The sequence below is a fragment of the Brevibacillus sp. FSL L8-0520 genome (assembly GCF_037963895.1).
GTDB lineage: Bacteria > Bacillota > Bacilli > Brevibacillales > Brevibacillaceae > Brevibacillus > Brevibacillus borstelensis.
Map to the genome: position 1 here is coordinate 1558819 of NZ_CP150171.1, position 26840 is coordinate 1585658.

The 26840-nt window shown below is 50.9% G+C and carries 21 protein-coding genes, 1 pseudogene and 1 other annotated feature; of the genes and pseudogenes, 14 read left to right on the forward strand and 8 right to left on the reverse strand.

Annotation, left to right across the window (positions count from 1 at the left end):
- Positions 1–3: 3 nt before the first annotated feature.
- Together NSQ24_RS07885 and NSQ24_RS07890 are read left to right on the forward strand one after the other, a co-directional pair.
- The gene (locus NSQ24_RS07885; RefSeq protein WP_024984450.1) at positions 4–642 is read left to right on the forward strand and encodes an isochorismatase family cysteine hydrolase; all 639 of its coding nucleotides are present in this window, start codon (positions 4–6) and stop codon (positions 640–642) included.
- 284 nt (positions 643–926) lie between these two features.
- A complete protein-coding gene (locus NSQ24_RS07890) occupies positions 927–1451 on the forward strand; it encodes a hypothetical protein (RefSeq protein WP_051925441.1) in 525 nt (174 codons plus the stop codon).
- Positions 1452–1573: 122 nt separating this feature from the next.
- Here the strand turns inward: NSQ24_RS07890 and NSQ24_RS07895 are convergent, their stop codons facing one another.
- Entirely contained in the window at positions 1574–2431 is an 858-nt protein-coding gene (locus NSQ24_RS07895) for an amidohydrolase family protein (RefSeq protein WP_003387913.1), read from the reverse strand.
- Positions 2418–5534, reverse strand: a complete 3117-nt coding sequence (locus NSQ24_RS07900; RefSeq protein ID WP_339167581.1) for a GNAT family N-acetyltransferase — start codon at positions 5532–5534, stop codon at positions 2418–2420. The genes NSQ24_RS07895 and NSQ24_RS07900 overlap by 14 nt, the downstream gene beginning before the upstream one ends.
- A gap of 234 nt (positions 5535–5768) precedes the next feature.
- Between NSQ24_RS07900 and NSQ24_RS07905 the strand changes: the two genes are divergently transcribed.
- Positions 5769–5939, forward strand: a complete 171-nt coding sequence (locus tag NSQ24_RS07905; RefSeq protein ID WP_227277577.1) for a zinc-binding dehydrogenase — start codon at positions 5769–5771, stop codon at positions 5937–5939.
- 186 nt (positions 5940–6125) lie between these two features.
- Here the strand turns inward: NSQ24_RS07905 and NSQ24_RS07910 are convergent, their stop codons facing one another.
- Both NSQ24_RS07910 and NSQ24_RS07915 read right to left on the reverse strand, forming a co-directional pair.
- Positions 6126–6938 (reverse strand): hypothetical protein, encoded by an 813-nt coding sequence (locus tag NSQ24_RS07910; protein ID WP_141334126.1) that lies wholly within the window; start codon positions 6936–6938, stop codon positions 6126–6128.
- 82 nt (positions 6939–7020) lie between these two features.
- The gene (locus NSQ24_RS07915; protein WP_227277557.1) at positions 7021–7623 is read right to left on the reverse strand and encodes a sigma-70 family RNA polymerase sigma factor; all 603 of its coding nucleotides are present in this window, start codon (positions 7621–7623) and stop codon (positions 7021–7023) included.
- Between the two features lie 406 nt (positions 7624–8029).
- Between NSQ24_RS07915 and NSQ24_RS07920 the strand changes: the two genes are divergently transcribed.
- A complete protein-coding gene (locus tag NSQ24_RS07920; protein WP_172920919.1) occupies positions 8030–10423 on the forward strand; it encodes a penicillin acylase family protein in 2394 nt (797 codons plus the stop codon).
- A 163-nt stretch (positions 10424–10586) separates the two neighbouring features.
- Here the strand turns inward: NSQ24_RS07920 and NSQ24_RS07925 are convergent, their stop codons facing one another.
- Entirely contained in the window at positions 10587–11057 is a 471-nt protein-coding gene (locus NSQ24_RS07925) for a DinB family protein (protein WP_172920920.1), read from the reverse strand.
- A 221-nt stretch (positions 11058–11278) separates the two neighbouring features.
- On the opposite strand from NSQ24_RS07925, the gene NSQ24_RS07930 reads away from it, so the two are divergent.
- Positions 11279–12211, forward strand: a complete 933-nt coding sequence (locus NSQ24_RS07930) for a hypothetical protein (protein WP_039071102.1) — start codon at positions 11279–11281, stop codon at positions 12209–12211.
- A gap of 15 nt (positions 12212–12226) precedes the next feature.
- On the opposite strand, the gene NSQ24_RS07935 is transcribed toward NSQ24_RS07930, so the two are convergent.
- Positions 12227–12802 (reverse strand): NAD(P)H-dependent oxidoreductase, encoded by a 576-nt coding sequence (locus tag NSQ24_RS07935; RefSeq protein WP_339167585.1) that lies wholly within the window; start codon positions 12800–12802, stop codon positions 12227–12229.
- Between the two features lie 225 nt (positions 12803–13027).
- On the opposite strand from NSQ24_RS07935, the gene NSQ24_RS07940 reads away from it, so the two are divergent.
- The 4 genes and pseudogenes from NSQ24_RS07940 (at position 13028) to NSQ24_RS07955 (ending at position 15790) form a co-directional block, all read left to right on the forward strand.
- Positions 13028–14065 carry an AraC family transcriptional regulator gene (locus NSQ24_RS07940; protein ID WP_031932271.1) on the forward strand — a complete coding sequence of 346 codons (1038 nt, stop codon included), beginning with the start codon at positions 13028–13030 and terminating at the stop codon, positions 14063–14065.
- Between the two features lie 61 nt (positions 14066–14126).
- Complete coding sequence (locus NSQ24_RS07945; protein WP_122958099.1) at positions 14127–14603, forward strand: helix-turn-helix transcriptional regulator; 477 nt, start codon at positions 14127–14129, stop codon at positions 14601–14603.
- 32 nt (positions 14604–14635) lie between these two features.
- Positions 14636–15058, forward strand: coding sequence for a VOC family protein (locus tag NSQ24_RS07950; RefSeq protein WP_024984441.1), 423 nt, complete (start codon positions 14636–14638; stop codon positions 15056–15058).
- Between the two features lie 332 nt (positions 15059–15390).
- Positions 15391–15790: pseudogene (locus NSQ24_RS07955) on the forward strand (DoxX family protein).
- A gap of 394 nt (positions 15791–16184) precedes the next feature.
- On the opposite strand, the gene NSQ24_RS07960 reads toward NSQ24_RS07955, so the two are convergent.
- Entirely contained in the window at positions 16185–16367 is a 183-nt protein-coding gene (locus tag NSQ24_RS07960) for a hypothetical protein (RefSeq protein ID WP_218032624.1), read from the reverse strand.
- A gap of 300 nt (positions 16368–16667) precedes the next feature.
- Positions 16668–16897 (forward strand) — a binding site (T-box leader).
- A 93-nt stretch (positions 16898–16990) separates the two neighbouring features.
- On the opposite strand from NSQ24_RS07960, the gene NSQ24_RS07965 reads away from it, so the two are divergent.
- The 4 genes from NSQ24_RS07965 (at position 16991) to NSQ24_RS07980 (ending at position 24192) form a co-directional block, all read left to right on the forward strand.
- On the forward strand, positions 16991–18544 hold the full coding sequence (locus tag NSQ24_RS07965) for a 2-isopropylmalate synthase (protein WP_003387893.1): 1554 nt from the start codon (positions 16991–16993) through the stop codon (positions 18542–18544).
- A gap of 110 nt (positions 18545–18654) precedes the next feature.
- Complete coding sequence (locus NSQ24_RS07970) at positions 18655–19830, forward strand: substrate-binding domain-containing protein (protein ID WP_338461996.1); 1176 nt, start codon at positions 18655–18657, stop codon at positions 19828–19830.
- 205 nt (positions 19831–20035) lie between these two features.
- Positions 20036–21916: a molecular chaperone HtpG gene (gene htpG, locus NSQ24_RS07975; protein ID WP_339167587.1), complete on the forward strand. Its 1881-nt coding sequence runs from the start codon at positions 20036–20038 to the stop codon at positions 21914–21916.
- Positions 21917–22179: 263 nt separating this feature from the next.
- Positions 22180–24192 (forward strand): penicillin-binding transpeptidase domain-containing protein, encoded by a 2013-nt coding sequence (locus NSQ24_RS07980; RefSeq protein ID WP_327986057.1) that lies wholly within the window; start codon positions 22180–22182, stop codon positions 24190–24192.
- Between the two features lie 93 nt (positions 24193–24285).
- Here the strand turns inward: NSQ24_RS07980 and NSQ24_RS07985 are convergent, their stop codons facing one another.
- The gene (locus NSQ24_RS07985) at positions 24286–24996 is read right to left on the reverse strand and encodes an FHA domain-containing protein (protein ID WP_003387887.1); all 711 of its coding nucleotides are present in this window, start codon (positions 24994–24996) and stop codon (positions 24286–24288) included.
- Between the two features lie 355 nt (positions 24997–25351).
- Here NSQ24_RS07985 and NSQ24_RS07990 point away from each other — a divergent pair, with 355 nt between their 5' ends.
- Positions 25352–26689: a glycosyltransferase family 2 protein gene (locus NSQ24_RS07990; RefSeq protein WP_122958170.1), complete on the forward strand. Its 1338-nt coding sequence runs from the start codon at positions 25352–25354 to the stop codon at positions 26687–26689.
- The last annotated feature ends 151 nt before the right edge of the window (positions 26690–26840 follow it).

Below are 26840 nucleotides of genomic sequence, written 5' to 3' on the forward strand. Positions count from 1 at the left end.
GCCATGGGTATGCGGATTGAACAGATTGATCCAAAAAAGACGGCTATTCTCGTCGTAGATATGCAAAATGATTTTATCGCACAAGGTGCGCCGCTTGAGACGCCGATGGGGCGCCGCATCCTGCCCACCTTGCTTCGCCTTCTTGCGTTTGCCCGGGAAACAGGAATGTCGGTGATCTATACGGCGCATGTTCATCGCGAGGATGGGTCAGACCTTGGCATGTTTGGCGAAATCTATCCGCCGATCGCTGAAGGGGCCTGTCTCATAGATGGCAGACCGGGTGCGGAAATTTATCCGGAGGTGGCGCCGCAGCCCCGTGAGCCGGTGATTAAAAAGCACCGCTACAGCGCGTTTTTCGGTACGGATCTGGACATCATTTTGAGGAGCAAGGGGATCGAGACGGTAGCCATAACCGGGGTAACGACGGAAAACTGCTGCCATTCCGCCGCCCGCGATGCGATGTACCTGGGGTATCGCGTCGCCTTTCTCTCCGATGCGACCGGAACGTATGACTATCCCGATACTGGGTTTGGCCAGGTCCCGGCAGAGGAAGTGCACCGCGTCACGCTCGCTCTGCTCAATGTGTCGACCGCTCATGTCATGACGGCGGAGGACTTTATGCATCGTGTGCAGCGAGGGTGAGGTCCGTCTTGCAAATTCATCTACCCATACAGAAACGGCAGAGATGCCGTTTTTTCTGTTATGCGGACAAAGAAAAATGTATCTGTATGGAAGGGGAAGCGTTGAAAGGATCGAATTGGAACTTATGTGTGATTGAGAGGCGATATAGACCGTTGGCAATTTGTGCTAAAGTTTGAGAGAGTGGCTCGAAAAAGTTCCATTGCTCGTTACCGCTGCGGAAACTGTATAGGTGAGCAGATGGATGGTTTGAGTCGAATATGATTTTTCTCAAGGAGGAGAGGGCTTTGCTTCCCGATGATATAAAGGAAAAGATCATAAAAAAGTACAACATTCCGGATCCAGAGCCTCCGAGAAATGTTCCCAAAGAGGATCGTCCCAAAAATGACAGCGAGTATCCCGGCATTACGGAATTTGTGATCGATCCTTATGTGGGTGCAGGCGTTTTGCGACTTGGGATGACACCGGCAGAAGTTCAAAAAGCATTGAATTTTAATCCGCGAAAATACCGACGGCTGCACGAGAAAGAAGATGATTATCGCATCTGCTTTGTCTACTACAAGGAGCCTGAGATTTGCAATGCGATCGAATTTTTTCCGCCGGCGTCTGTTCTGTTTCATGGAAAGAATCTCCTGGATTGCTCATTGAAAGAGGCAATGGAGTTCGTCAGGCAATATGATAGCGACTTGGAAATAGAGGCGGGGTTCATCTCACATAAGTACGGGTTCGGGGTTTATGCTGAATTTGGCATATATGAGCCAGAGAATCCGGTGGAGACCGTAATTGTTTTTGAAAAAGGCTATTACGATTGAAAAGGGGGAGGGTAAAAGAAAGAATGAAGGAGTTTTCAAGAACAAGAAAAATCCCATGTTCCTTCGCAGGTTAAACGCGAATCGACATGGGATTTCTTATGTGACAGCAAGCGTCCCAAAGTCTACTCAACCAACGCTTTGATCTTCGGAAACACCTTTAGAGCCGTCTTGTAAAACACATCCTCGTGATATTCGGCCGGAATCAGCTCCTGGACGAACTGAATGTACGGCTTCACCGGAGCAAGGGGCCAGTCGGTTCCAAACAAAAACTTGTCATAGTGGTCACAGTACGTGATCGCATGGCGCAAATGGGCGAAAAAGAGCGGGGAGTCCTTCAGCCGGGCGCAATTGGCGGCATCTCCTACCATCAAGCCGGAGAGATCAGCGAACATGTTGCGGTTTTTGTAAACGACTTCCGCCCCATCCAGCACCCACGGATCGCCGAAATGGGCCATCATAAAGGTAACCTCCCGATGCTTCACCGCCACCTCGTCCAACGTAAGCGGATGGGAGTACTTCAACAGCCCTCGCTCCGAATACGTATCGCCGGTGTGGAAGACGACAGGCACCTGATGCTTGGCCGCCAGCTCGTAGACCGGGTCATAGACGCTATCGTAGGCGTAGAAGGGATAGTAGCCCAGATAGATTTTGAGTCCGACCGCGTTTGGCTTTTGCAGGTCTGCTTCCAGCCTGGCCACGGCAGCTTGATCCAGCTTGAAAGGATTGATTCCCAGGCAGTACACGAGCTGCGGCGGGAGTTCTTCTGTCAAATCAAGACCCATCGGAGTGGCAGCCTCCGCATCGGGGAAGCCGTCCTGTTTTGTCTCCGTAAGCCCCATGCCGATCCCCAGTACCACTCCATTTTCCGCGTATTCCTGCAGGATGCCGGCGACAGAGTAATCAACCCCCGACTTTTCTGCCGCAGTCCGCTTGAACTCCTCGATATGGGACAAATGCATATGGGCATCAATGATTTTCATCGCGTGTCCTCCCTTGCTCGGAAAACCGGATTGCCCGCAATGCAGACAGGGAATCGGACGGGATCTTCTTGTCTGCAAACACGAAAAAGACGGGCGGGGTAAAGGCAGTGCTGCCGCTCGGCAGGTTGAGTTCGCGCACGACCGAGGCGACGGCCACTTCCTTGTTGGCGTAGAGGCTCACATCTGCCGTATCCAGGTCGGTGACAATGTGCATCTGGTCGTTGCGCGAAGCGGAGCCGACGATATAATCGGAGATTTCGGCAACGGACAGTTCACCCTGCCCCAGCTTGTAGCACAGTTCCTCGCCATTTGCTCCTGCGGTTTTCAGCCAAATCTCTTCGTCTGTATCCTCTGTCCGCAAAAAGATCTCTGTCGACCATTCCTTGCCGGCAAAATACGTTCCGGTATTCTGCACGATCTCTACGGTATGGCAGAGGACAGGGACACCCGGCAGAAGCAGGTAATACTGATGACATGTCAGACCGCGATACTTTTCCTGCTTCTGCACATCGTAGCTCAGCTTGATGCCCTGCCAGACATTCTGCCTGTTATCAACCAGATGGACAAAGGAGGCCGTCCGCTCCTCCTTGATCAGGGAAAACGAGTTCAGCTCCGCGATGATATTGCCAATCCCGCCGGTCCACGGATTCCACCATGATTTGGGCCCGCGCTCCGGGAAGGAGGTAGCCAGCCATTCCTGGCCGTGGCTGGAAAGCGAGAAGAGTGACGGCGAGAACTCGGGAGCTGCCTTGATCCGCAGCGGGCCATTGTCGGCGATATAGACTTGCTGCCCTTTTTCTTCTGCCGTCTCCAGTAAAACCTTTCCTGGCCCAACCGGAAACACAACACTGCGCAAATGAGTCTCATGTGTCGCAAACCGCCCGTCTATGCGGACGAGCTCACAGGATTTTTCTGGTGCGGCAAAGGAGTAGCCGGATTCCGTCTTTTCCTCATCCTCCGCAAAGCGCTGCGCTTGTCCGCTATCTGGCATGCTCTCCAGCGAAGCAGTCAGTTCTCCATCGAGATACTGCTGCTTGTACTCTTTTACCTGTACTTCAAATTTATCGCTATCAATAAAAGGATTGTGCTCGCTCACAACCAGCTCCAGATGATCGGTCAGGGACAAGTCCGCCGGCAATGCTTCTTTTCGTGCAAACGCACGGAATTCCTTCCAATCCGTAAAGCTCCCGCAGGTGATGTAGAAGGGGCCAAATGTCCTTTTGCCATGCGGCTCCAGTATGCCGAGACTGGTTTCCAGAGACATATGCCAGCCTTGAAGATCGATACGGTATTCTTCGGGCCAGCACATGCCCCAGGGGATATCGTTTCTTGAAAACAGCCAGTTCTCACTGATCAGCTCGCCGTCCCAATAGTCCATGTCGCTCCCGTACGATGCCGGTGTCTGGACATAGCGGCCTTGATACGGAAGGATCGGGCGGAAAATAGGATGGGCAAAGCCTTGGCTGAGCCACAGCTCCGTACCCAGCCTGTCTGCGGAGAGATTGGTCAGTTCCAATTCGTGAACAACCGTGCCGTCTCCGAAGAGGAGCGTCTTTCCGATCAACGCAATTTGAGGGAATGAGCCGGAGCGGTAAGCAGCGCAAAAGCCGATCGCTCCTTTTTCCACGATACATTCGACCTTCTCGGGACGTTTTTTGGAAAACTCGCTGGAATACGGCTTGCCGATCTTCGGATAGGTGAGATAGGTTGGCTCTCCGCCAGTGCCGCTGACAACGGTGATCTCGTTGTCTTCCTTGTTGAAGTAGAGCGCGTGGAGGCCGTGGTGCACCTGCCACGTCTGTTCCGTTTCCCCTGACAGCATGGCGCCCGGTCCTGTAAAGGCGGCACCGATTTTTTTGGAAAAAGAGACAGAGCCGCCATCCGCGAGCTTCGCCTCTACCTGCACATCGGCCTCGTAAAAGCCGTGCTCATAGGGGTCGGCGTCAAGCGGGAGAGAGACGCGTTCTTTGCCTTGCAGCCGGAGTGTATGGCGCTGCTGATTGATGCGGAGAAAGGAACAGGAGGGCAGTTCGAAGGAAAACTCTGCCTCTTCTTCAAAGCTGTTCTCCACATCCAAATAAAACTGTGCTGTCCGCCCCGGATAGGTGAGCCCGGGCACTTGCAGGGAAAGGGAAGCGGGAAACTTGGGGAGAATTCCCACCTGAAACAGTGCGGCCTTGCCGTTGATCAGGATGTGCGTACAGACACGGGGATGCGTACGCCAGACGCTTTGTTCTTCGGTGATCCCGCCGACAAAAAAGCTTGCCGACAGTGTCGTTTCCCCGGTAACTGCAAGCTCCTGCTGATAATCAAAGCGGATGTTTTCGTTGGGTGCTCCCTTCAAGGAAATCTGCAGCGGCTTGCCCGATTTGTTGACGATCCGGTAGTGAATCCGGTACTCCCGGCCAAAGACCAGCTTCGGTCCTTCAACCTCCGCAGACAGGAGATAGTCTTCTGTTTCGATGAGGCGCATGCCGCGGCCGAGCCGTTCAAACTCCACGCGCAGGCTCTTTTCGCCTTTTGCCCAGGAGTAGGTGAAATAGTCAAAGCCGTTTTCCTTTCTCCCGTCGGGTTCAACGACAATCTCCCGGGTGGAGTCCTGATACCAGTCGAGCTCCTCAAAATAGGGGGCGATTGCCTCTGTCCTTAGCACAGTGGGGATCATGTTCATGAGATGAGTGGTATCGTCCCGGTCTTCCCAGAAAAAGCCGAATTTTTTATACAGGGGTACAGCCTTCGTGTTCCCTGCCCACGTGTAGAGATCAAGTCGGGGCCAGCCGAGCTGGATCGTTTGCTCCAGCACGCGTGCAAGCAGCATGCGTCCCACTTTTTTTCCTTGGTAGTCAGGACGCACATTGAGCAGCGGGATATAGAGGGCACCCGTATCTTCCCGGTACTCGGCCAGGCTGCAGTAGCCAACGACCTTATCGCCATCCATCGCCAGGTAAACGGCGAGAGAATCAGAGCTTGCTTCTTCTTGCAGGATTTGTTCCGCCGTTGTAATCGAGTTTCCGCCCCCCCAGCTATCCCGGCTGGCGTTCCACATGTCAGCGACGGCTGCGGCCAGTTCGGGGCGGTAGGGAACGATAGAAATAGATTCCATGATTGACTGCACCTCGATAATTTTGGAATATTTGTCATCTTGCAAGAGAATACGTATGAGAGGACGGGGTGGTTTCGGGGTTCATCGATTTTGCTTTATCGGTGGCAGAGGGATACGGCTCCCCAACAACCTTTTAGCGAGGAGGTAAAGACGTGCAAGACGATTAGAACTACCCGGCAAACGAAATTGGACGTAAAGCCCGCAGCCTGAAAGAAGGCATCGTTCATTGTCGTCATTTTCCGGGAGCGCTCCGGCGCCCGTTTAGCCGCGATTGTCGAGCTGTATGCCGAAGGACAACTGCAGGTGTTCATGAGAAAAACGTTTCCGCTGGAACAAGCGGCCGATGCTCATCGAGAGGTGGAGAAAGGTCATGGACGAGGGAAAGTCGTGTTGGATGTCTCTTGATTGGACTGTATATATCAAAGCGCCCCTGGCTTTGGAAGAAGCAAGGGGCGCTTTGACGATTCTGCATTACTCGATTCTGCCAGCTTGTCAAACCTGTGTCCAGAAAGACTTCTGTCTACTTGGTGATCATCTGAAACGATCAGCTAGAGTACGTAAATCGTTTCCTTGGATAACCCGCCACGCAAATTAATCCAGGTACGACTCAGCGATCTTGACCAACTCTTCTTTGGTCACCGGATTGGATGTTTCGATATGGTAGCGGATCGTCTGGTTCGTGTTTGGCACGTCGTACACCCAGTGAATATTTTTCCCCGTGCCAAAATCCGTGAAGATCATTTCTACCCCTTTTACCATTAGCTTTTCTTCCTTCAGGTCCCACTCTTTGTGAACGATAACTGTCTCTTTGCTGCTTGTTTTGGACATCGTAACCCGGATGTCTTTTCCTTGGTTGTTGTAGATGCTGAGGATTCTCCAGTAGTCCTTCGACAGCTCCACCGGCATCATGGCAAACTCTTTTTTGGACTCCTCGGCCTGCCTCTTCAGCTTTTTCGCAATGGCTGCCTCTTCTTCCGGGCTGAGAGGATTCACATAAGTCATAGGCTCAAAGTCGACTCTTGCACTTTCAAACTTGTATTTGCCTTCCAGGCTGTCTAAAATCTTGACGGATTGATCCTTCATTTTGTCTCGGAGCTTAGACACATCCGTAAAGGAAATGCCCTTGCTTTCGGTGTAAATTTTCATATCCGGAATGTCCGAAACGACATAAAAGAGACCGGCCGTGCCTTCTTGCAACACTTCGTCGGCGTATCCGCCGCTTTTCAGCGAGCGGATTTGTTCATCTTTGGAAGGACGAGTATAGCCTGATTCTTCCAATGTTTTTTTCTCATATACCACATTTCCCTGCTTGTTTTTCAAAGAGTGATAGTTGACTGCCGCAAAAGCCGAAGAGACTGTCAAAACCATTCCTGCCGCTACCAATAAACCCACTTTGTATTTCACGAAAAATCGCTCCTTTGTTTTTTGTTCGGCGTACAATTTCCCCATCACTTTTCCCGTCAAGTCTACATCGGGAATTCGTGGGTCATGAAAAAGTTCTCTCAAATCCTGATCCCTGTCCGATCTCATTTGGTCCCACTTCCTTTCCTTGGGCATAGTACTTGCGGAATTTCGCAGCCGAACGTTCGTATTTTTTTCGAAGAGTGGCGCTGCTTTGATTCAGAATGAGGCTGATTTCCTGATAGCTCTTTTCCTCTACACAGCGCAAAATCAACAGGTTCCGCTCTTCCACCGACAATTTCGACATCGCCTTATGCACGGACTCGTCGAAATAATGGGCTTCGATTTGCTGATCCACGTGTTTGTTTTCTTTCTCGTCCCGATAAAAGAAAGGGAGATATTTCGCCAGTTTTCGCTTGCGAATCACATCGATGCACTGATGGTAGGCAATCTTGTACAGCCAGGCGCCAAACGGAATCTCGGGCCTGTATTTCTCCAAATAGCGATATGCCTTCAAAAATACTTCCTGGCCGCTGTCCTCGGCTTCGGAATGATGGCCCAGCATGTGATAGCAATAGAGAAAAATCGATTTTTGGTAGAGGTGCATAATCTTCTCGAACTTCTCGGTATCACCCTTCAATACGTCAGCGATGATCCCCTGTAGTTCAGCTTCATCCAAACCGCTCACCCCCTTTCATCCTAAACAACGAAGGAGCCACATCAAAATGTGACGGTTACCGAAAAAAATAAGAAATGGACGGACGGGAGCAGTCGTTCTCGCCCGTGAAATCAAAGTTGGCACCAGTTCAACATACAGGAAGCAGCAACAGGGCGGTCAACCTTTTTGTGGACAAGACAGCCAATGCCCAACTACAGTTACGCCCGGAACGTTCAAATCGATACGGGCATCCGCGAAATGCCAGTGCACGGGCAACAGCTTGCATGCAGGAACGACTCAAGATCGTCGGGAAATCCGGGGATAGGTTTCGGGGGGGTTGGAATTTTTTTCTATTGGGCGGTTTTGTGGTATACTAAAGAAAATTAACTGAATAGTCATTCATTTTTTACCTTGTACAAAAGGGGGGGCGAGTTCAATGGAAGCTGTGCTTCAAAAACAGAAGGTGAGCAGAAGGAAAAAAGCGGTCAAGATTGTTGTTGCCGCAGTGGTTGTTTTGCTTGTAATCAGCGCTGTTTTATTTGGAATCGCAAACGCATACATAGCAAGGTCGCTGCCGCAGATCGAAGGCGAGCTTTCCGTGGCGGGGCTTGCAGAATCGGTAACGGTCGCAAGAGATGAGCATGGCGTCCCGCATATTTACGCCAGCAACGAGCATGATTTATTCATGGCCCAAGGATATGTTACGGCACAGGACCGCCTGTTTCAAATGGACTTGAGCAGAAGGCAAGCATCCGGCGAGCTCAGCGAAGTCATTGGCGAGAAGGCTGTGGACCGCGATAAATACTTCCGGACGCTCGGATTGCGCAGAGCGGCAAAGCTCTCCCATGAGGTCTACTCGCAGGAAGCCAAGGATATCCTGCAATGGTATGCAGACGGGGTGAATGCCTACATCAGCGAGGCGAAGGCAAAGGGAGCCTTGCCCATCGAATTTGCACTTCTGGGCTATGAGCCAAAGGAATGGACGCCGCTCGACTCGCTGACCATCGGAAAATACATGGCCTATGATCTGGGCGGGCATTGGGAAGGGCAAGCGTTTCGCTATTACCTCCTGAACCATTTTCCGAAAGAGAAGGCGTACGATCTGTTCCCGAACGAGGAAAAAGCGGGGCCTCCGATCATTCCGCCCATCGGGGATGGAAAAGTAGATGTCGAGAAAAGCTTTGCCAAAGCGATCATTCCCCCTGAATTCAATGGGAGCAACAACTGGGTGGTTAGCGGCAAAAAAAGCGCGTCGGGCAAGCCGCTGTTGGCGGATGATCCGCACCTGTCCCTGGCGACGCCATCCATTTGGTACCAGACCCATCTGAAGGCTCCTTCGGTAAATGTGAGCGGTGTTATTTTTGCGGGAGTCCCGGGGATTATTCTGGGCCATAACGAGCATGTGGCCTGGGGAGTGACGAATACGGGACCGGATGTACAGGATTTGTATATCGAAAAAAGAAATCCGGAGCAGCCGAGCCAGTTTCTCTACATGGGGAAATGGGAGGAAGCACAGGTCATCGATGAGCCGATCCGGGTGAAGGACAAAGAGACGATCCCGTATCAGGTCACCATTACGAGACATGGGCCTGTTATTTCGGAGTTCGCCGAAGATAGCGGCAAAGATACCGTTTTCTCGTTGAAGTGGACGGCGCTGGAGCCATCCCGGGAGCTGGAAGCGGTTTTGCGGATGAATAAAGCGAAAAACTGGAACGAGTTTGAAAAGGCGCTGGAAGACTTCCACACGCCGACGCAAAATTTTGTATTTGCCGCACAGGATGGGACCATCGCCTACAAGGCAAACGGGAAAATTCCCATCCGCAAAAAGGGCAACAGCCTCGTCCCTGTTCCCGGGTGGACAGATGAATACGAGTGGACGGGGTACATCCCGTACGACCAGCTCCCCAAGACTGTGAATCCAAAGCAGGGCTTCATCTCCAGCGCGAATTACAAAGTCACGGATGACAGCTATCCGTACCACATCAGCAATGTCTGGGCACAGCCGTATCGTCAAATGAGAATACAGCAGGTGCTGCAGGCAAAGGAAAAGCTGACCGTGGAGGACATGCAAAAGCTGCAAATGGATCAAGCAAACCTGCAGGCTGATGAATTCGTGCCGATCTTTTTGGAGCATGTGAAAAAGGAGCCGCTCACGGAGAAAGAAAAGGCTGTTCTCGCTGTGCTGGAAACATGGAATTTCGTCGACGACAAAGATTTGGCTGCGCCTCTCGTATTTCATACGTGGATGCGACAAGTGGCGAATGTCCTGTTCAAGGAGCAAATACCGGACAGCATGAATGACTTGTTTGAAGGAAAGAGGCAAATCGTCGACGATCTGATCCGCAGAGCCCACACCGGCAAGCCGGGTCCTTGGGTACAGGAGAAGGGAGGGCTTTCCAAGGTGCTTCACGCTGCTTTGCAGGAAGCCATTGCGGAAATCGAAGCTGCCCACGGAACAAACAGCGAGAAATGGAAGTGGGGCGAGGCTCATCAAATGTCTTTTCTTCACCCCTTGTCCAGCGTGACCGGACTAAACTACCTCTTTAACTGGGCAAAACCGATCCCGGCAGGGGGGAGCGCCGTAACTGTCCAGGCCGCCAGCTACAATCAAAAGACGGGCCTCATCAACCACGGGGCATCCTGGCGGTTTGTCGTCGATACGAATGATCTGACAAAGGGGTATCATGTAGTCGGTCCCGGTCAGTCGGGACATGTCAAAAGCCCTTGGTACGACGATCAGTTTGGTGCGTGGGTAGAGGGAGTGTACCATGCCACATCCATTACGGAAGCAAAGGAAACAGGCCATGTGCTAACGCTCCGGCCCAAGTAAATGGTTAGGTCGTGCGAAGACGGGTCCCATTTTATACTTTGAAGAGGTAAAAATAAAGTACGTAACCAAACAGCGGAGATCTAAGACATGAAAATAAAGTCTTAGACTACCGCTGTTTTTATTTGGAACCCGTTAATTTCATCATCACAACTAACGTATACGGTTATACCCTATCCTCCCGAAATGCCTGCTTTACCCGCTCAATCTGGGCGAGGTGGTCACGGACATGCTGGACGCGCAATTCCAGCAGCTCTTTGAATGTGTACCGCACTCCATCGGGATATTGCCCGACTCGTTCAAGCTGCTCGGGAGTCAGATTTTCCAGAAGCGGCAGCATGCTGGTCCGCAGCATTTGGAACAGGAGCATATGCTGCTTGCGGTCCAACCGTTCATATCCCAGGTTATCCGTCCAGGCTTCCTGATCAAATGACAGGAGAAGCGGTTCTTCCTCCGCCAAGACTTTTCTCAGCCGATGTGTCGCCAAGATTTCGGCATCTGCAACATGAATAAGAATCTGGTGGATGCTCCATTTGTCCGGTGCAGGTTGGAACCGCAACTCCTCCTCAGACAATCCTTCAACGGCTTCTCGCAGCAGCTCATGGTCTTGGCGGTACTCCTCGATCAACTTTTCCATCCGTTCCTCTCCTTCATCATAATTCGTGTGGCTGGTAGCCATTTCGAATATAATTCTTCGATATAGAGCAAGTACCTTCTGGGTTTTCACGAAATAAATGTAACCACGTTGTGGAAGACGTGGTTTTTTACTGAACGGACCTCATGGCAGGCCAGAAGGAAACTTTTCATGGGATCAGCCGTCTATTTAGTTGAAATTTGTACGAGGAGCAGAAAAAGCTGATGGGTAACATACGGATTCATCTCTGCACAGTGATGATTTTGCTAGTAGTAGCTGCAAGTGCTTGCGGCAACCCAATGGAATCCGAACCAACCTTACGGGTCGACGGGGATGGCCTTGAAAAAACGGTTCGCTCAGAAGGCTATGGCTTGCAAGCACGTTTGGAGCCGGAAGCAGAAGGCATCGCTGCGTATTCGTTCCCTGAACAGGCTGCACTCTTGTTCCAAGCGGTTGAGCTTACAGAACTCGAAAATGCAAAGCCTGCCCAGACATGGGAGCATGCCGGAACCATTCCATTCGGAAACGTAGCGGGAAGCCCGGCATTTTTGCAAGTGTTTAAAGAAACAAATCCGGTTGCCTCTTGCGGTTCCGATTACCAGGCTGTTGCTCTTCTTGAACATAAAGGAGAGACGTTCGGCTATCGGGAATGTTTTTCTGCCAGTCTGATTGAAGACGCCATTCAAAAGAAAAAGGCTTCCGTGGTCTTGTTGGAGAAAAACCATGCCGCTGCGGGCTCAAATTACGTGCTGCAGGGTGCAGCGGCATTAGCTGCAAACGGACCGGCCAGGATGGGTTATTTTTACTATGATAGTTCCCAAGACAAATGGTTCGCCTTTGAGGATTGGGGGAACCCGCGTCTTGCAGACCTGGACGGAGACGGAGCGGATGAACTGGTCAATCAGTTTGAAGGCTTGCACCTTCACTGGCCGGATGTAAACATATACCGCTGGAGGGGCAGCGTGCTTGAGAAGAGCGAATCGGTCAAGGCGGTGCTGCAGGTACCCCATTTTTCCTTGAGCTCTGCCATCGCAAACACGGAGAGCGGTCCGCATACAATCAAAGTCCAAGCTGCAATGGACAGCGAGTCCGTCCGTACGGAGTCGGCAACTTACAAATATGAGAGCGGGAAGTTGCTGCGAATCGCCAGTGAATGACAGTATCCGTCGGTGTTACGCCAGTTTGGAGCCTAGCTGCCTTGCTTTCTCCAGCCATTTGGCCCGCTGCTTCTCCGATGAAGAGTTCACCGGGCTGATTTCGGTCACACGCACTGGCTTGATCCCGCAAAAATGCAAGATGTTTCGTTTCATCACGAGATGCCCGGCTTGTCTGTAGATCAAGCGATTGTACCAGGCAGGCGTATCCATAGTGACGATCAAACGCGCCGTTTTTCCGGTCAAGAGCTTATCCCATAATGGAAAATCTGTTCGGTATTTATACGCGAACCCGGGCAAAAAGACGCGGTCAAAAAATCCCTTCAGGATGGCAGGCATCGTTCCCCACCAAGTCGGGTAGACAATGACGAGATGGTTGGCCCAGCGGATCAATTCCTGCGCTTCCTGCAAGTCGCTTTCAAGCTCGGTTCTTTTCCGGTACCCATACTTCAAATTCGGATCAAACTCAATTTGGCTCAAGTCGATGGTCCGAATTTGTGCCGTTGTGCTGGAGGCCCCTTCCATATAAGCATGGGACAAGGCAGAGCAAAAGCTTTCCGGATCGGGATGTCCGTTGATTACGAGAATATTCAACTTTCTGTATCCCCCTTTGTGCGTATTATGAAAAAATTGGCTGCCTCCGCGGTTTGCACACACTGCCGGGCGGGAGCAAAAACCGTAGCCTTCCGATGCGATTCATTCATTGTGATAGGATGGAAAGAAGGACTGTATTCAGTATAACGGATGAATTTCGGACACATAAATGATGCAAAGCGCATAAATGTTGTTGTTTTGCGCAAAAGGGAGGCTTGGACGTTGATGGATGACCAGGGATTTGCCATTTCCATGGTGTACCCGATCATGAAGACCATCGCGCAAAAAGGGTTCGATTTCGGGCAGTTTTGCCGTCACGTTTCTTTTGACATGGCGAAGCTGCAGGATGTGGACGCCCGCATAGACGAGAGCGAGCTGGTGCGGTTGATGAACGAAGCCGCCCGGTTTACGCAGGACGACTATTTCGGCCTGCATCAGGGAGAGCTTACGGACATCGCCGATATGGGCATTCTCGGCTATGTCATGATGCACTCCGATAGAATCGTCGATGCGCTGAAGGCTTATCAAAGGTACAACGTGATTCTTTGCAGCGGGTATAATCTGGATTGGGAGGAGCAGGGAGACGATGCGATCCTCCGGTTTTACAAGACAACCCCAACGCCGATGTCCCGCCAGTGCGTGGAGGATATGGTCAGCTCCTTGTATCATTTGATTGCCCGCATGAGCAACCGGTCCATTGCGATAAAGGAGCTGCAATTTGCCCATGCAGCTCCTGCGGATGACGGCCCGTACTTGTCCATATTCGGCGTAGAGCCGCGCTTTGACGGGCGGGAAAATGGGCTGCGCATGAGCAAGGAGGTTCTGCAATATCCGATCCTGTATTCAGATCCGCGATTGCGGAGAGCTTTTGAACCGATCGCAGAAGAAGTCAGAGAGAAGCTGCTCAGAGGAAGGGAATTTTCGGACCGTGTCTTCCAATGGATGATGGCGTGCATGCCTGCGTCTCTTCCGACTTTGCAGGAGACAGCAGCATCGTTTCAGATGAGTACGCGATCACTGCAAGCGAAGCTAAAGGAAGAGAGTACGTCTTATAATGAGTTGTCGGCTCGCGTTCGCAAGGAAATCGCGTTGGTTTATTTAAACAAGCACGAGTATTCCATCAGTCAGATTGCCTACTTGCTGCATTATACAGAGCCAAGCGCATTTCAAGCTGCATTTAAAAAATGGACGGGATTGACGCCGGGGCAGTACCGGGCTCAGAGAAGACAAAAATCGGTATCCCTCGATACTGCTGAATTATGAGCATTGCCGCACATACAATCCCGGCGTCGATGAATCTATGATCAAAAGGAAGTGAATTCACATGCGAATGTATCTTCCTTTTCAAACACCTGCCGTGCAGCGCGAACTGCTCGATTTGCTGAAATGTTTGCATGCACAGGCAGCTGATTCCGACGATCTGCTGCAAACGAGTCTGCAATACATGTACGTCAGTCGCGGAATGGTTTCGATGAGCTCTTTGGCTGACTTGCTCGGATACAGTGACCGGAATATAAGACGAGGCTTTCAAAAAGAGCTGGGGGTCTGCCCAAAAGAGCTTTCAGGCATCATCCGCTTTCAGAGCTTGCTGCGAGAGCTGAATAATGGATCGCAGTCCCATTTCGCTGACGTAGCTGTAAAATACGGTTATTACGATCAGGCGCACTTGATCAATCAATTTAAACGTTATTATGGATTGACTCCCAACCAGGTTTTCAAACAGGTAAAAAGCAAAGAAACGTGTCCGTTTTTTACTATAAAAAAGGGTGGCAACCGGCGATCATATGTGAAAAGTGAATAAAAAAATCAGCTCTGGGAGGACTGTTCAAGATGATGAAACCGCGAATTTCCGTTCTTACATTGGGGGTAGACGATCTGGAAAGATCGCTGACATTCTATCGCGACGGACTCGGTTTGCAGACACAGGGGATCATCGGTACAGAATTTGAACACGGCGCCGTTGCCTTTTTTGACCTGCAAGCCGGGCTCAAGCTCGCTATCTGGCAGCGGAAGGACATCGCCCATGAGGCGAAGGTTCCTTTGGCATCGCCAAGCTCAACCGAATTTACGATCGGTCACAATGTCGGCAGCAAAGAAGAAGTGGACAAGATCATGGAACTCGCCGAAAAGGCCGGGGCCGTGATAACAGACCCGGCGCATGAAGCCTTTTGGGGCGGATACTCCGGGCACTTCCTGGACCCGGACGGCCATTTGTGGGAGGTAGTCTGGAATCCGGCCTGGGAGATTGAGGGTTAACTTGCCGCTTGTATTCGGTGTATGGTCAGTGTAGGAGTACAGGATTGATCCTGCCGACATGCTGGAGCTTACAAACACATTCAAGCCACGTCAGCGGACGTGGTATTTTCTTTGAATGGAGTTGGCATCTAGCGTATGACAGCAATCCATAAGAAACCAGGAATGATTTGTTTTGCTACTATTTACGTATACAAGAGGCACGATCCTTGTTGCAGGGAAAGGGAGGATGGGAGAAGTCAGAGCAAAGCGGTAAGGAAGGTATTTCGAATGGAAATGAAGCTTGATCGTAAAAACGCCCGAAAGTGGAAAATGAGGAAAGGAGAAATGACAGGATGAACAGCATTTCAAAAAGCCGGCTGTGGACGGCGCGAATCATGAGCGGACTTGTCATTTTGTTTATGCTCTTCGACAGTATTTTCAAATTTATTCAACCAGCTCCCGTAGTGGAAGGAACACTGCAGCTCGGATACGCCCAGCATCATCTTGCTGTGATTGGTACACTCGGACTCATCTCCACGATTCTTTACGCGATTCCTCGTACAGCTTTTTTGGGCGCGGTCCTGCTGACCGGCTATTTCGGGGGGGGCCATCGCTACACACATTCGCATGGATGCTCCTCTTTTCAGCCATGTCCTGTTTCCGGTCTATCTTGCGGTGTTGGCTTGGGGAGCGATTTGGCTGAGAAACGAAAGGGCACGGAAACTCATTCCCCTGCAAAACAGAGAGGATTGAGAAGGATAAATACGCTTCCTTACACCGGCTGAACTGCCGGTGTTTTCGTTGGTTCCAAAGAGGGGCTGGGCATCGGCCTTTCAGAAGGTGTTTCTGATCGGTTCTCTTTTTGCCGTAGTGGCGTTTATCATTTGCTACTGCAGTTGAAAGGCCGCCTTCCAACGAAAGGAGAGAGTCGGGAGTGCTGCCGTACCTCAAACCGGTACAGAGCAAATTGTGATATAATATCCGTCTAAATCGCGCAAGGTGAATTCATTGTGTCCGGCAAACGGATTAAGATGGGGCTCTTCCTCAATCTTTGTTCCAAGCGATTGAGCTCTTTCCCATGCACGGTCGAAATCGTCAACCCGGAAAAAGAGCAACAGTCCGTTTCCAGGCTTTCCATGATCCGGACTCAGTAACGACGGATGCCCATGATCACCCCAATGATGCAGGCAAAGCAGGATGTTCCATCCGTATCAACAAGCTGATCAAATATGCCGTTGGAGTGGCTATTTTGGAAAGCGAGCAGCGATTGATACCACTGCGAACTGGCCTTCACATCATTCACTGCAATGATTGGTTCTGTACGCACCATTACCGGTTTGCACGTCCTCTCCTTCCAGATTAGGTTTAGGATAAGCCATAATACGGAATTTTTACAACCTTTTATCAGGAGAAACTAGAGATTGCACTAAGAGTGTAGCGGCGTCTTAAAAAGAGACGCCTCCATCGCGACAAGGATTTGGGATGGATGTACGGGATCGGTTTCACCGTTTGGACGGCCATCGGTGGAATATGCTGTACAGGGATATGAGCAAGATACCCCAAGCATAAAAAAGATTTGCCTGTTGACACAACTTTACGAATGTAATACAATTTCCAATAATTTAACAAGCAAATGGTTATGAGTAGAAGTAGTAGAAATGAAAAGATCTTTCAGAGAGCCGTTGGTCGGTGCGAAGCGGCAGTATCATTCATTTCGAACTCGTCTATGAACTGCTGCCTGACAATGTAGGGTAAGCCGGAGTTCCACCGTTACAAGGATAGATGGTGATGGCCATCGAATGAGCTCATTTCACAGGAAATGAAGTAGAGTGGTACCGCGGGGTCAACCTCGTCTCTATACGTAGAGACGGGGTTTTTTTGTTGGTTAAAGTCCGGGTTTAGCCGCCCCCGCTTGATATACAGAAAACAAGGAGTACTGGGGAGGAAGCACAGATGACAAGAAACATTATCGTATTGGATACCACTTTGCGCGACGGAGAACAAGTGCCGGGCGCCAAACTGAATGTCCACCAAAAAGTCGAGTTCGCACAGCAGTTGAAACGACTGCAGGTAGATATGATTGAAGCCGGTTTTCCCGCCTCGTCGCAGGGGGATTTTCAAGCGGTTCAGGAAATTGCCAAAAGCGTAGGGGACGCCGTCTCGATTACGGCACTGGCGCGCGCGGTCAAAAGCGATATCGACGCCGTGTACCATAGCATCAAGCTTGCGCAGGACCCGTTCATCCACATCGTGCTGGGTACCTCGAACATCCATGTGGACAAAAAATTTAACCGCTCCAAGGACGCCGTTCTGCAGATGGGGGTCGACGCGGTGAAATACGCCAAAACGCTGCTTCCGCGCGTGCAGTACTCGACAGAGGACGCATCCCGGTCGGATTTCGAATATTTGTGGAAAACGATTGAAGCCGTCGTCAAAGCAGGCGCTACCATCATCAACGTGCCGGACACGGTTGGATATGCGGTCCCGGAGGAATTCGGCGAGCTGATCCGCAAGATCAACGAACGGTTGAAAAATCTCAATGAGGACGTCATCCTGAGCGTCCATTGCCATAACGACCTGGGGATGGCTACGGCGAATACACTTGCTGCCGTGAAAAACGGGGCGGAAAAGGTCGAAGTGACCATTAACGGTTTGGGTGAACGAGCCGGGAATACATCACTTGAGGAAGTCGTGATGGGACTCAAGGTCCGGGAGAATTACTACAATTGCTCCACCAATATCAAAACGACAGAGCTGCTGCGAACATCCAAGCTGCTCACGTACCTGACTGGACTGGATGTACAGGTGAACAAAGCGATTACCGGGGAAAATGCCTTTGCTCACTCCTCCGGCATCCACCAGGACGGTTTGCTGAAGGATAAACAGGTGTATGAAATCATTTCGCCGGAAGACGTAGGGGCGGAGAGCATGGAACTGATTTTGACGGCCCGCTCCGGCCGCCATGCGTTTAAAAATGCGGTGGAAAGAATGGGCTTTGACACAGGCGATGCGGCTGACTTTGAGGCGCTGTTTGAAAAATTCCTCGCCTTGGCCGATTCGAAAAAAGAAGTGTACGACCACGACGTCTACTACCTGGTCACCAATCACCGCGCGCTTCAGCAGCAAAGCTGCGGTCAACTGTATGAGCTGGTATCCTTCCAGGTGATGACCAATGACCAGTATCCGACGGCCACTGTCAAGCTGAAAAAGGGCAACGAGGAATTTACAGACAGCGCGGTCGGCGACGGACCGATCGATGCTTTGTACAGTGTCATCAAATCGTTGGTGGGACTGGACGTGGAATTGAAGGATTACAAAATCAACAGCTTGTCCAGAGGGAAAGAAGCGATCGGGCGCGTCAATATTCGCATCGATCATCAAGGCAAAACGTACTCCGGACGGGCCATGGACACGGATATCATCAAGGCGAGCGCCATGGCTTTCCTCAACGGCATCAACGCCGTCCTGCTTGATGTGACGAATGAGAGCTTGAATCCGGTTGGGTAAGCTGGACAATCAAAAGCCCTTGGGAAACCAGGGGTTTTTGATTTGTTCCTTTTGCCATTCTTTTACATTCGCTTATAATGGGCAGTAGAGAAAAGAGCAAGGGGGCAGACATGTACAATCTTATCGGGAAAATCATTGGCTGCATCGTGATCATCGCTGGCCTGCTGTTTTTCGGTTTCATGGCGATGTTGTTTACAACGCTGCAAGGCGGAGTAAAATTTTATACGCCGCTTTCGGCAGTAGTAACGGCTGTGCTCATTCTGTTCGTTATTTTGCGAATGTTCACTCCAATCAAGCCGCGTATCCTTTATCGATCGCTGGCGGTCTGTTTTGGCCTGTGTCTCTTGGCCGTGGCAGGCTATGAGATCAACTACGCCTACCATAACAGTATCGAAACCGTTGGCGAGCAGGATGTAGATTTGGAGCAGTACCGCCCGTTTCAGCCATATACGAAAGCGGCAAAGCTGGAGGAGCCCTCGACCCTCAAGCTGGAATCCGGGCTGCCCAGAATTGACGGAGCGACAGCGTTTTATCCTTTATATGCCGCCTTTGTGCAGGCGGTTTATCCAGAGAAGCAGTACGATCTGTACGATGGCGAAGTGATGGTAAGCAAGACTCCGCAGGCATACGAAAATTTGATCGTAGGCAACGCAGATGTCATCTTTGCCTTTGCTCCCTCCGAATCGCAATTGGAGGAAGCCAAAAGGAAAGGCAAAGAGCTGAAGCTGACGCCGATTGGTCGGGAAGCCTTCGTCTTTTTCGTCAACGCGGAAAATCCCGTGAAAGGGCTGACGACCGGGCAAATCCAGGATATTTACTCGGGAAAGATCACCAACTGGAAGGAGGTAGGCGGCCCCAATGAAGCGATTCGCGCCTTCCAGCGGCCGGAGAACAGCGGAAGCCAAAGCATGCTGCAGAGGTTCATGGGAGACAAGGAGCTGATGACCCCTCCCCAGGAGGATGTGGTCCAAGGGATGGGGAGAATTATCGAGCAGACGGCGAACTACCGGAACTACAAGAACGCCATCGGCTATTCATTCCTCTATTTCGCGACCGAGATGGCAAGCAACGGCAATATTCGCCTGCTTGAGGTGGAGGGAGTAAAGCCGGAGAAAAGCACGATCAGCAGCAAGGAGTATCCGTTGACTGCCGAGTTCTACGCTGTGACAGCGGGCAGCGACAATCCGAACGTATCCAGGCTGATCGAGTGGATCCTGTCGCCACAAGGACAGTGGCTGGTGGAAAAGACCGGCTATGTGCCGATAGCGGATCCGGCTGTTCGATAGGCAAGCTGCAGGACCGGCCGCCAAGACTGGATTTGGATTGATAGGCGTGATACGAGCGTTCTGTCACTAAACCTCGTTGACACAAAAAGGGAGTATTGCTATAAAAAATAGTGGATAGCACTCAAGGCCAAAGAGTGCTAAAAAAGATTCGCTATCGCGATCGCTACATCGATGAACCAAGTTTCCGGGGAAGGGAGAATGTCCAATGGAAAAGAAGCAATTTCAGGCGGAATCCAAGCGGCTCTTGGAAATGATGATCAATTCCATTTACACGCAAAAAGAGATTTTTTTGCGCGAGCTGATTTCCAACGCGAGTGACGCGATCGACAAGATTTACTACAAAGCGCTGACTGACGAGAGCCTGGTCTTTGACAAAGACAGCTACTATATCAAGGTCATTGCCGACAAGAAAAACAGAACCTTGACCATCCGTGATACCGGTATCGGCATGACGAAGGAAGAGCTGGAAAATCACCTCGGCGTCATCGCCAAGAGCGGCTCTTTGGCGTTCAAAAAAGAGAACGAAACGAAAGACGGCCATGCGATCATCGGCCAATTCGGCGTCGGCTTTTATTCCGCATTTATGGTGGCGGATGTCGTGACGGTGATCAGCAAAGCGCTGAACGGCGACAGCGCATACAAGTGGGAGTCTTCCGGAGCGGACGGCTATACGATTGAGCCGTGCGAAAAGGAAACGGTCGGTACAGACGTCATCCTGAAGATCAAAGAAAACACGGAGGAAGAGAGCTTCGACGAGTTTTTGGAGGAGTACCGCCTGCGGGCGATCATCAAAAAATACTCCGACTTTATCCGTTATCCGATCAAGATGGATGTGACCGGAAGAAGACTGAAGGAAGGCAGCGACAACGAGTACGAGGAGTACCAGGAAGAACAGCGGATCAACAGCATGGTTCCGATCTGGAGAAAAAACAAGAGCGAGCTGACGGATGAAGACTACGAGAACTTCTACGCGGAAAAGCATTACGGCTTCGACAAGCCGCTCGCGCATGTCCATATCAACGCGGATGGCGCGGTGTCCTATCAGGCCATCCTGTTTATCCCGGAGAGCATTCCTTTCGACTATTACACCAGAGAATATGAAAAAGGCCTCGAACTGTATGCCAATGGCGTATTGATCATGAACAAATGCGCTGATCTGCTCCCGGACCATTTCAGCTTTGTCAAAGGAATGGTAGATTCGGAAAGCTTGTCTCTCAATATTTCCAGGGAGATGCTGCAGCATGACCGGCAGTTGAAGCTGATCGCGAAAAACATCGCCAGCAAAATCAAAAGCCAGCTGCAAAGTCTGCTGAAAAATGAAAGAGAAAAGTACGAGCAATTCTATAAATCGTTCGGCAGACAATTGAAATTCGGCGTTTACAGCGATTTTGGAAGCCATAAGGATGTCCTGCAAGATTTGCTCATGTTCTATTCGTCCAAGGAGAAAAAGCTGGTTACGCTCGATGAATATGTGGCGAGAATGCCGGAAGAACAGAAATACATCTACTACGCCTCCGGGGAATCGAATGAACGGCTTGAAAAGCTCCCGCAAACAGAGCTGGTGGCCGAAAAAGGCTATGAAATTTTGTATTTCACCGACGACATCGACGAGTTCGCCATCAAGATGCTGCAAAAGTATAAAGACAAGGAATTCCGTTCCGTATCGAGCGGCGACCTGGGCATCGAAGCGGATGATAGCCAAAGCGCCGACGAAGCCGAGAACAGCGAGAACAAAGAACTGTTCGACTATATGACCAGCCTGTTGGCGGGCAAAGTGAAAAAAGTAAAAGCATCCAAGAGATTGAAGAGTCACCCTGTCTGTTTGTCGACAGAAGGGGAAGTGACGATCGAAATGGAAAAAATCTTGAACGCCATGCCGAACAACCCCAATGTGAAGGCGGACAAAGTGCTGGAAATCAACGTTCAGCATGACGTGTTCCAATCGTTGAAAGACGCCTATGAAAAAGACAAGGAGAAGCTGAATCTGTATACGGCTCTCTTGTACAATCAAGCCCTTTTGATCGAAGGCCTGCCAGTTGAAGATCCTGTCGAATTTACAAATGATATTTGCAAAATCATGGTTTGATGAACGTGACGCAAAACGCTTGGGGTTCTGAAGTGGCCTCAAGCGTTTTTTCGTTTTCCCATTATCATTTTGTTATCATTGTTCATCTATTGATCGGGAATGCGCCCTGACCTATGATGTAGCTGTCGCGACGAAGGAGGAGCGCATGTACGGCCAGTAGACCGGCCGGCCAATGTCGGCCCTCTTCTGAGCGATCAGGAAAGGAATGCTATCATCATTCAATAAAGCAGGGTGAATGGACAGTGAAAAAACAGGTATGGACGATGGCTGCCTTCTTTTTCATCTTGGCTCTGGTTGGATGCAGCAAGCAGGAAGAAAACCCCGAGGATGTCGCGCAGGCGTATCTTTCCGACTGGCAGCAGCAGCATTTTTCAGAGATGTACGAACAATTGACGCCCGAGGCAAAAGCCGGGATGACTGCCGAACAATTCGCGCAGCGCTACGAGAAAATCTATGACGGGATCGAAGCAAAGAACCTTTCGATCGAGAAGATCTCCGTGGAGCAGCAGCCCGCTGGCAAAGACGAAGCGGAAAAAGCGGAAATGACCGTCCCTTATCACGTCAAAATGGACACGGTTGCCGGTCCGCTGGATTTCGACCATCAACTAAAGCTCAAAAAGACCGAGCTCGACAAGGAAACAAAGTGGCTGATCGAGTGGGAGCCCTCGCTTATTTTCCCGCAAATGGAAAAGGGAGATAAGGTGCGGGTGCAGACCATTAAAGCGGAGCGCGGCGAGATACTGGACAGACACGGAAACGGCTTGGCGCTAAACGGAGCAGCTCTGCAGCTTGGCATCATTCCGGGGAAGCTGGGGGAGTCCGCGGAAAAGAATAAAGCGGAACTGGCTGAGAAGCTGGGCATCAGCGTGGAGGAGATCGACAAAAAGCTGAGCGCTTCCTGGGTCAAGCCTGATTTATTTGTTCCCATCGCGTTTGCGGGGGAAGAAACCGCAGCGGAATACAGAAATGTCCCTTGGGTGAGTTTCCAGGATAAAAAACTGCGTGTCTATCCGTATGGCGAGGCTGCAGCGCACCTGACCGGATATATAGGCGAGATGAGTGCCGAGGAACTGAAGCGGCACAAGGATCGGGGCTATCGCATCGGCGATCAAATCGGAAAAGCCGGCTTGGAACAAGTATTCGAAGACCGATTGAGAGGAAAAAACGGAGCGGTTATCGCCGTTGCCGATGAAAAAGGCAAGCAAAAAGCGGTGATTGCCGAAACGAAGGCTGTTCCGGGGGAAACGATCAAGCTGACCATCGATGCAAGCCTGCAGCAGGCCATCTACGACGAGGTAAAGCAGGAGTCGGCATCTGTCGCGGCTGTTCAGCCGAAGACGGGCGAAATTCTTGCTTTGTCGAGCAGCCCGTCATACGATCCGAATGCGTTCATACGCGGATTGTCCAGCCGTCAATACGAGCAGTGGCAGAACGATCCCCGGAATCCTTTTTTGAACCGGTTTTCAAAGGGGTATTCGCCCGGCTCCTCATTTAAAGTCGTCACGGCTGCGATCGGTCTGGATATAAATGCCATTGATCCCGGCGAAGAGAAACAAATCTCCGGGCTGACGTGGGCCAAAGACGGTTCGTGGGGCAACTATTTCGTCACGCGCGTCCATGCGGCGAAATCCGTCAATCTGCTGAAGTCTCTCATTTATTCGGACAACATATACTTCGCGCAGGCAGCACTGCAGATCGGTGCCGAAGCATTTGAAAAAGAGAGCGCCAAGTTCGGAATAGGCGAAGCATTGCCCATTCCCTATCCGTTTAGCAAGTCGCAGCTTTCGAACAGCGGCATCCAGAACGAAATTCTGCTTGCGGATACCGGCTACGGGCAGGGGGAAGTAAAGATGACCACGCTTCACGTCGCATTGGTTTATTCGGCACTCGTGAACGAAGGCAATATCCCTCGCCCCCTGCTGCTGGAAGATGGCAAGACAAAAGAGCCGGGCATCTGGAAGGAGCAAGCCATGACTCCCGAGACAGCGGCGCTATTGAGAAAAGACCTCATTCAAGCGGTCAGCAGCCCCGATGGAGTGGGACACGGCGCATATATTCCGGGGAAATCCATCGCCGGCAAGACCGGGACGGCAGAATTGAAACAGAGCAAAGACGCGGACGGCCAAGAAAACGGATGGTTTGTCGGATTTGATGCCGATGCTCCGGAGCTGCTGTTGTCCATGATGGTCGAAGATGTGAAAGGACGCGGAGGGAGCAGTGTCGTCACGAAGAAGGTCAAGCGTATCTTTCAGCAGGTGTTGAAGAATGCGTCGTAAAGCACAATTGTCGGGCAAGGGAAAGACTCGAACGTCAACAAGCAAGGACCGGTGAAGTGCACCGGTCCTTTGATGATGTCAAGCAGCAGCTATTTAGCAGCGGGAATGGGCTGGCGCCTGCGATTCTGTCTGTTGTGGCGGCAACAGCTTCAATATGTAACCTTTGCCTCTGATATTTTCAATAGTGACGGCGTGATTCGTTTTTTTGCGGATTCGGTAGAGAAGAGAATTGATTTCCTCCGAGCTGACGGAGGGAAGCAACGGGTCTGCCGGCCGCTCCGGCCATACATAGCGAATGATTTCGTCTTTGCCGACAAATTGCCGTTCCTTGCGCAACAAAAGCTCCAGACATCTGTATTCCTTTTCGGAAAAGTGAAAGCTGCGGCCATGAATCCAAATGATCTGTCTCACAGGGTCCTCCTCCAGAGGGGTACTGCCTTGCAGGAACAAGGGTTTAAAGTCCAATGTCTCTTCCAGATTTACCGGAGAAAAAACAAGAGCAACCATCCCCCTTGCAAATGAAATGCTGTCGGAGGCTGCGAGAATCGTCGGCACAAAGGGCATCAGCCGCTGCCCATTGACTTCTGTTCCATGCTTGCTGTCCAAATCCATAATATAGTAGTGATCGTTTTCAAAGGAAATCGATGCCTGTTTTCGAGAGACGTAGACGTTGTCAAATGCGATATCCGGTTCCCATGACCCATCTTTTCTTCCCAATAAGGTGCTGGATTGCAGAAGCCGAAAGGTTGATCCCCCGTCAAAAGGAAATCCGCGGATGACAACCAATTGTGACGGCAAACTCACAATGGATAACCTCCTTCTGATGATCAATGGATTTGCTTGTAAAAGTTATATTCTTTCATAGTACGACAGATCGTGATAGAATGTTTCATTGAGTTTTGTGAATCGGTATCCAATCGATTATGAAAGACGCCAGCATTCGCCTCCGCCCTGAGGCGGCTTTTTTGCTTCCGGACACTTTGGCCACAGCAGCCAACGTGGTTGCTATTCTTTGGTTGCATTTCCAAAAGGCTATCATGTAGCCCTTGCAATGCCATGAGGTATGCTGGTTATGTGTGCTGCCTTTCACAATCTTAGTCAAACATCACGGGAGCCTGTGGGGTTTCCGTGGCAGGGGGTCCTAGCTTTGCAGTCCAACATGAATTGCCCCAAACAACCATTAAATCGTGCGGCCTCCTCCAGATATATTTCGGTAAAGATGAAATTTTGGATCAGTCAATTGATTGCCGTTTCCTGGATGACCCTTTCAATTGTCCTGTCTTTGCCATGGGTCCATGATCTGGAGCAGTACATACCTTCGTTCGTCGCTTTTGCCGTGATTGCGGGCATCTCTTACATACCGGGATATATGAATGCATTTATGATTGCCAGTCTGCTTGTGGATCGTCAACCGACCTTCAAGACGCTCGCTCCGAAAGAAGACATTACGATTGTGATTGCCTGCCGGAACGAGGAAAAAGGGATCGGAGAAACGCTCAACCAGATCGCCAAACAAGACCACGAGGGCAAGATAGACGTCATCGTAGTAGATAACGGCTCCATCGACCGAACGGCTGAAGTAGCGAAAGAGCTCGGCAAGCAGCTCGGCTTGGACATTCTGGTTGTTGAAGAGACCAGAGCCGGAAAGCATCACGCGCTGAACCGGGCCCTTCCTTTGGTGACGACCCGGTATGTCGTGACACTAGACGCCGATACGCTTCTGCATCCCCAAGCGATCCGCTATATCGTTGCCCGCATGCTGTCTGCGCCCGCAGATGTCAGTGCTGTGGCCGGAGCGGTGCTCGTTCGCAACAGCCGCGACAATTTCCTTTCAAAAATCCAGGAATGGGATTACTTTTTGGGTATTGCCAGCATCAAAAGATTACAAGGTTTATACCAAGGGACGCTTGTAGCACAGGGGGCCTTTTCCCTCTACGAAACGGATGCGATCCGAAATATCGGCGGGTGGCCGGATGCGATCGGAGAAGATATTGTGTTGACCTGGCGTTTGCTTGGCACCAACCAAAGAGTCTTCTTTGAACCGCTGGCCGTGGCTTTTACCGATGTTCCCACCACCTTCAAGCACTTTTTCAGACAGCGCAGCCGTTGGGCCAGAGGAATGATCGAGGCGTTGAAAGTGATAAAGCCGTGGCAGCAGCCGATTATGTTTGCCCGGTTCTTGACCGGCTACAACCTGCTCATGCCCTATCTCGATTTCGTGTACACGTTTTGCTGGCTTCCCGGCTTGGTCGCGGCCTTCTTTGGGCACTACTGGATTGTCGGACCGATTACCCTCCTCGTCCTGCCGTTGGCGCTTTTGCAAAATATGATTTTGTACCGCTACCAGAAATACGTCTTTCGCACTCTGGATCTGAAGATCAGACGGAACCGCTGGGGCTTTGTTGCATTTGTGCTTTGCTACCAGATGATCATGAGCCCGGTGTCTGTTTGCGGATATTTTCAGGAGTGTCTAAAGCTTGGCCGGGTCTGGAAATAGGTTTTTTTCCATTGAACAAAGCGAGTTTTTAAAGAAGAGAATCCGTTTTTCGACCTCACTTCTCGGTGAGGTTTTTTCTTTGCGAAAGTTAACTCTATTTCCACCTTTTGTTATAATCAATTCAACTCCTGACCACCCTTTTGAGGTTCCT

What these genes read in the sequence shown, in the direction of transcription:
- NSQ24_RS07885 (WP_024984450.1), top strand. Translation starts at nt 4, where the DNA reads ATGGGTATGCGGATTGAACAGATTGATCCAAAAAAGACGGCTATTCTC.
- NSQ24_RS07895 (WP_003387913.1), bottom strand. Translation starts at nt 2,431, where the DNA reads ATGAAAATCATTGATGCCCATATGCATTTGTCCCATATCGAGGAGTTC.
- NSQ24_RS07900 (WP_339167581.1), bottom strand. Translation starts at nt 5,534, where the DNA reads ATGGAATCTATTTCTATCGTTCCCTACCGCCCCGAACTGGCCGCAGCC.
- NSQ24_RS07920 (WP_172920919.1), top strand. Translation starts at nt 8,030, where the DNA reads ATGGAAGCTGTGCTTCAAAAACAGAAGGTGAGCAGAAGGAAAAAAGCG.
- NSQ24_RS07925 (WP_172920920.1), bottom strand. Translation starts at nt 11,057, where the DNA reads ATGGAAAAGTTGATCGAGGAGTACCGCCAAGACCATGAGCTGCTGCGA.
- NSQ24_RS07930 (WP_039071102.1), top strand. Translation starts at nt 11,279, where the DNA reads ATGGGTAACATACGGATTCATCTCTGCACAGTGATGATTTTGCTAGTA.
- NSQ24_RS07940 (WP_031932271.1), top strand. Translation starts at nt 13,028, where the DNA reads ATGGATGACCAGGGATTTGCCATTTCCATGGTGTACCCGATCATGAAG.
- NSQ24_RS07945 (WP_122958099.1), top strand. Translation starts at nt 14,127, where the DNA reads ATGCGAATGTATCTTCCTTTTCAAACACCTGCCGTGCAGCGCGAACTG.
- NSQ24_RS07950 (WP_024984441.1), top strand. Translation starts at nt 14,636, where the DNA reads ATGAAACCGCGAATTTCCGTTCTTACATTGGGGGTAGACGATCTGGAA.
- NSQ24_RS07960 (WP_218032624.1), bottom strand. Translation starts at nt 16,367, where the DNA reads ATGGTGCGTACAGAACCAATCATTGCAGTGAATGATGTGAAGGCCAGT.
- NSQ24_RS07965 (WP_003387893.1), top strand. Translation starts at nt 16,991, where the DNA reads ATGACAAGAAACATTATCGTATTGGATACCACTTTGCGCGACGGAGAA.
- NSQ24_RS07970 (WP_338461996.1), top strand. Translation starts at nt 18,655, where the DNA reads ATGTACAATCTTATCGGGAAAATCATTGGCTGCATCGTGATCATCGCT.
- htpG (WP_339167587.1), top strand. Translation starts at nt 20,036, where the DNA reads ATGGAAAAGAAGCAATTTCAGGCGGAATCCAAGCGGCTCTTGGAAATG.
- NSQ24_RS07980 (WP_327986057.1), top strand. Translation starts at nt 22,180, where the DNA reads ATGGCTGCCTTCTTTTTCATCTTGGCTCTGGTTGGATGCAGCAAGCAG.
- NSQ24_RS07990 (WP_122958170.1), top strand. Translation starts at nt 25,352, where the DNA reads ATGAATTGCCCCAAACAACCATTAAATCGTGCGGCCTCCTCCAGATAT.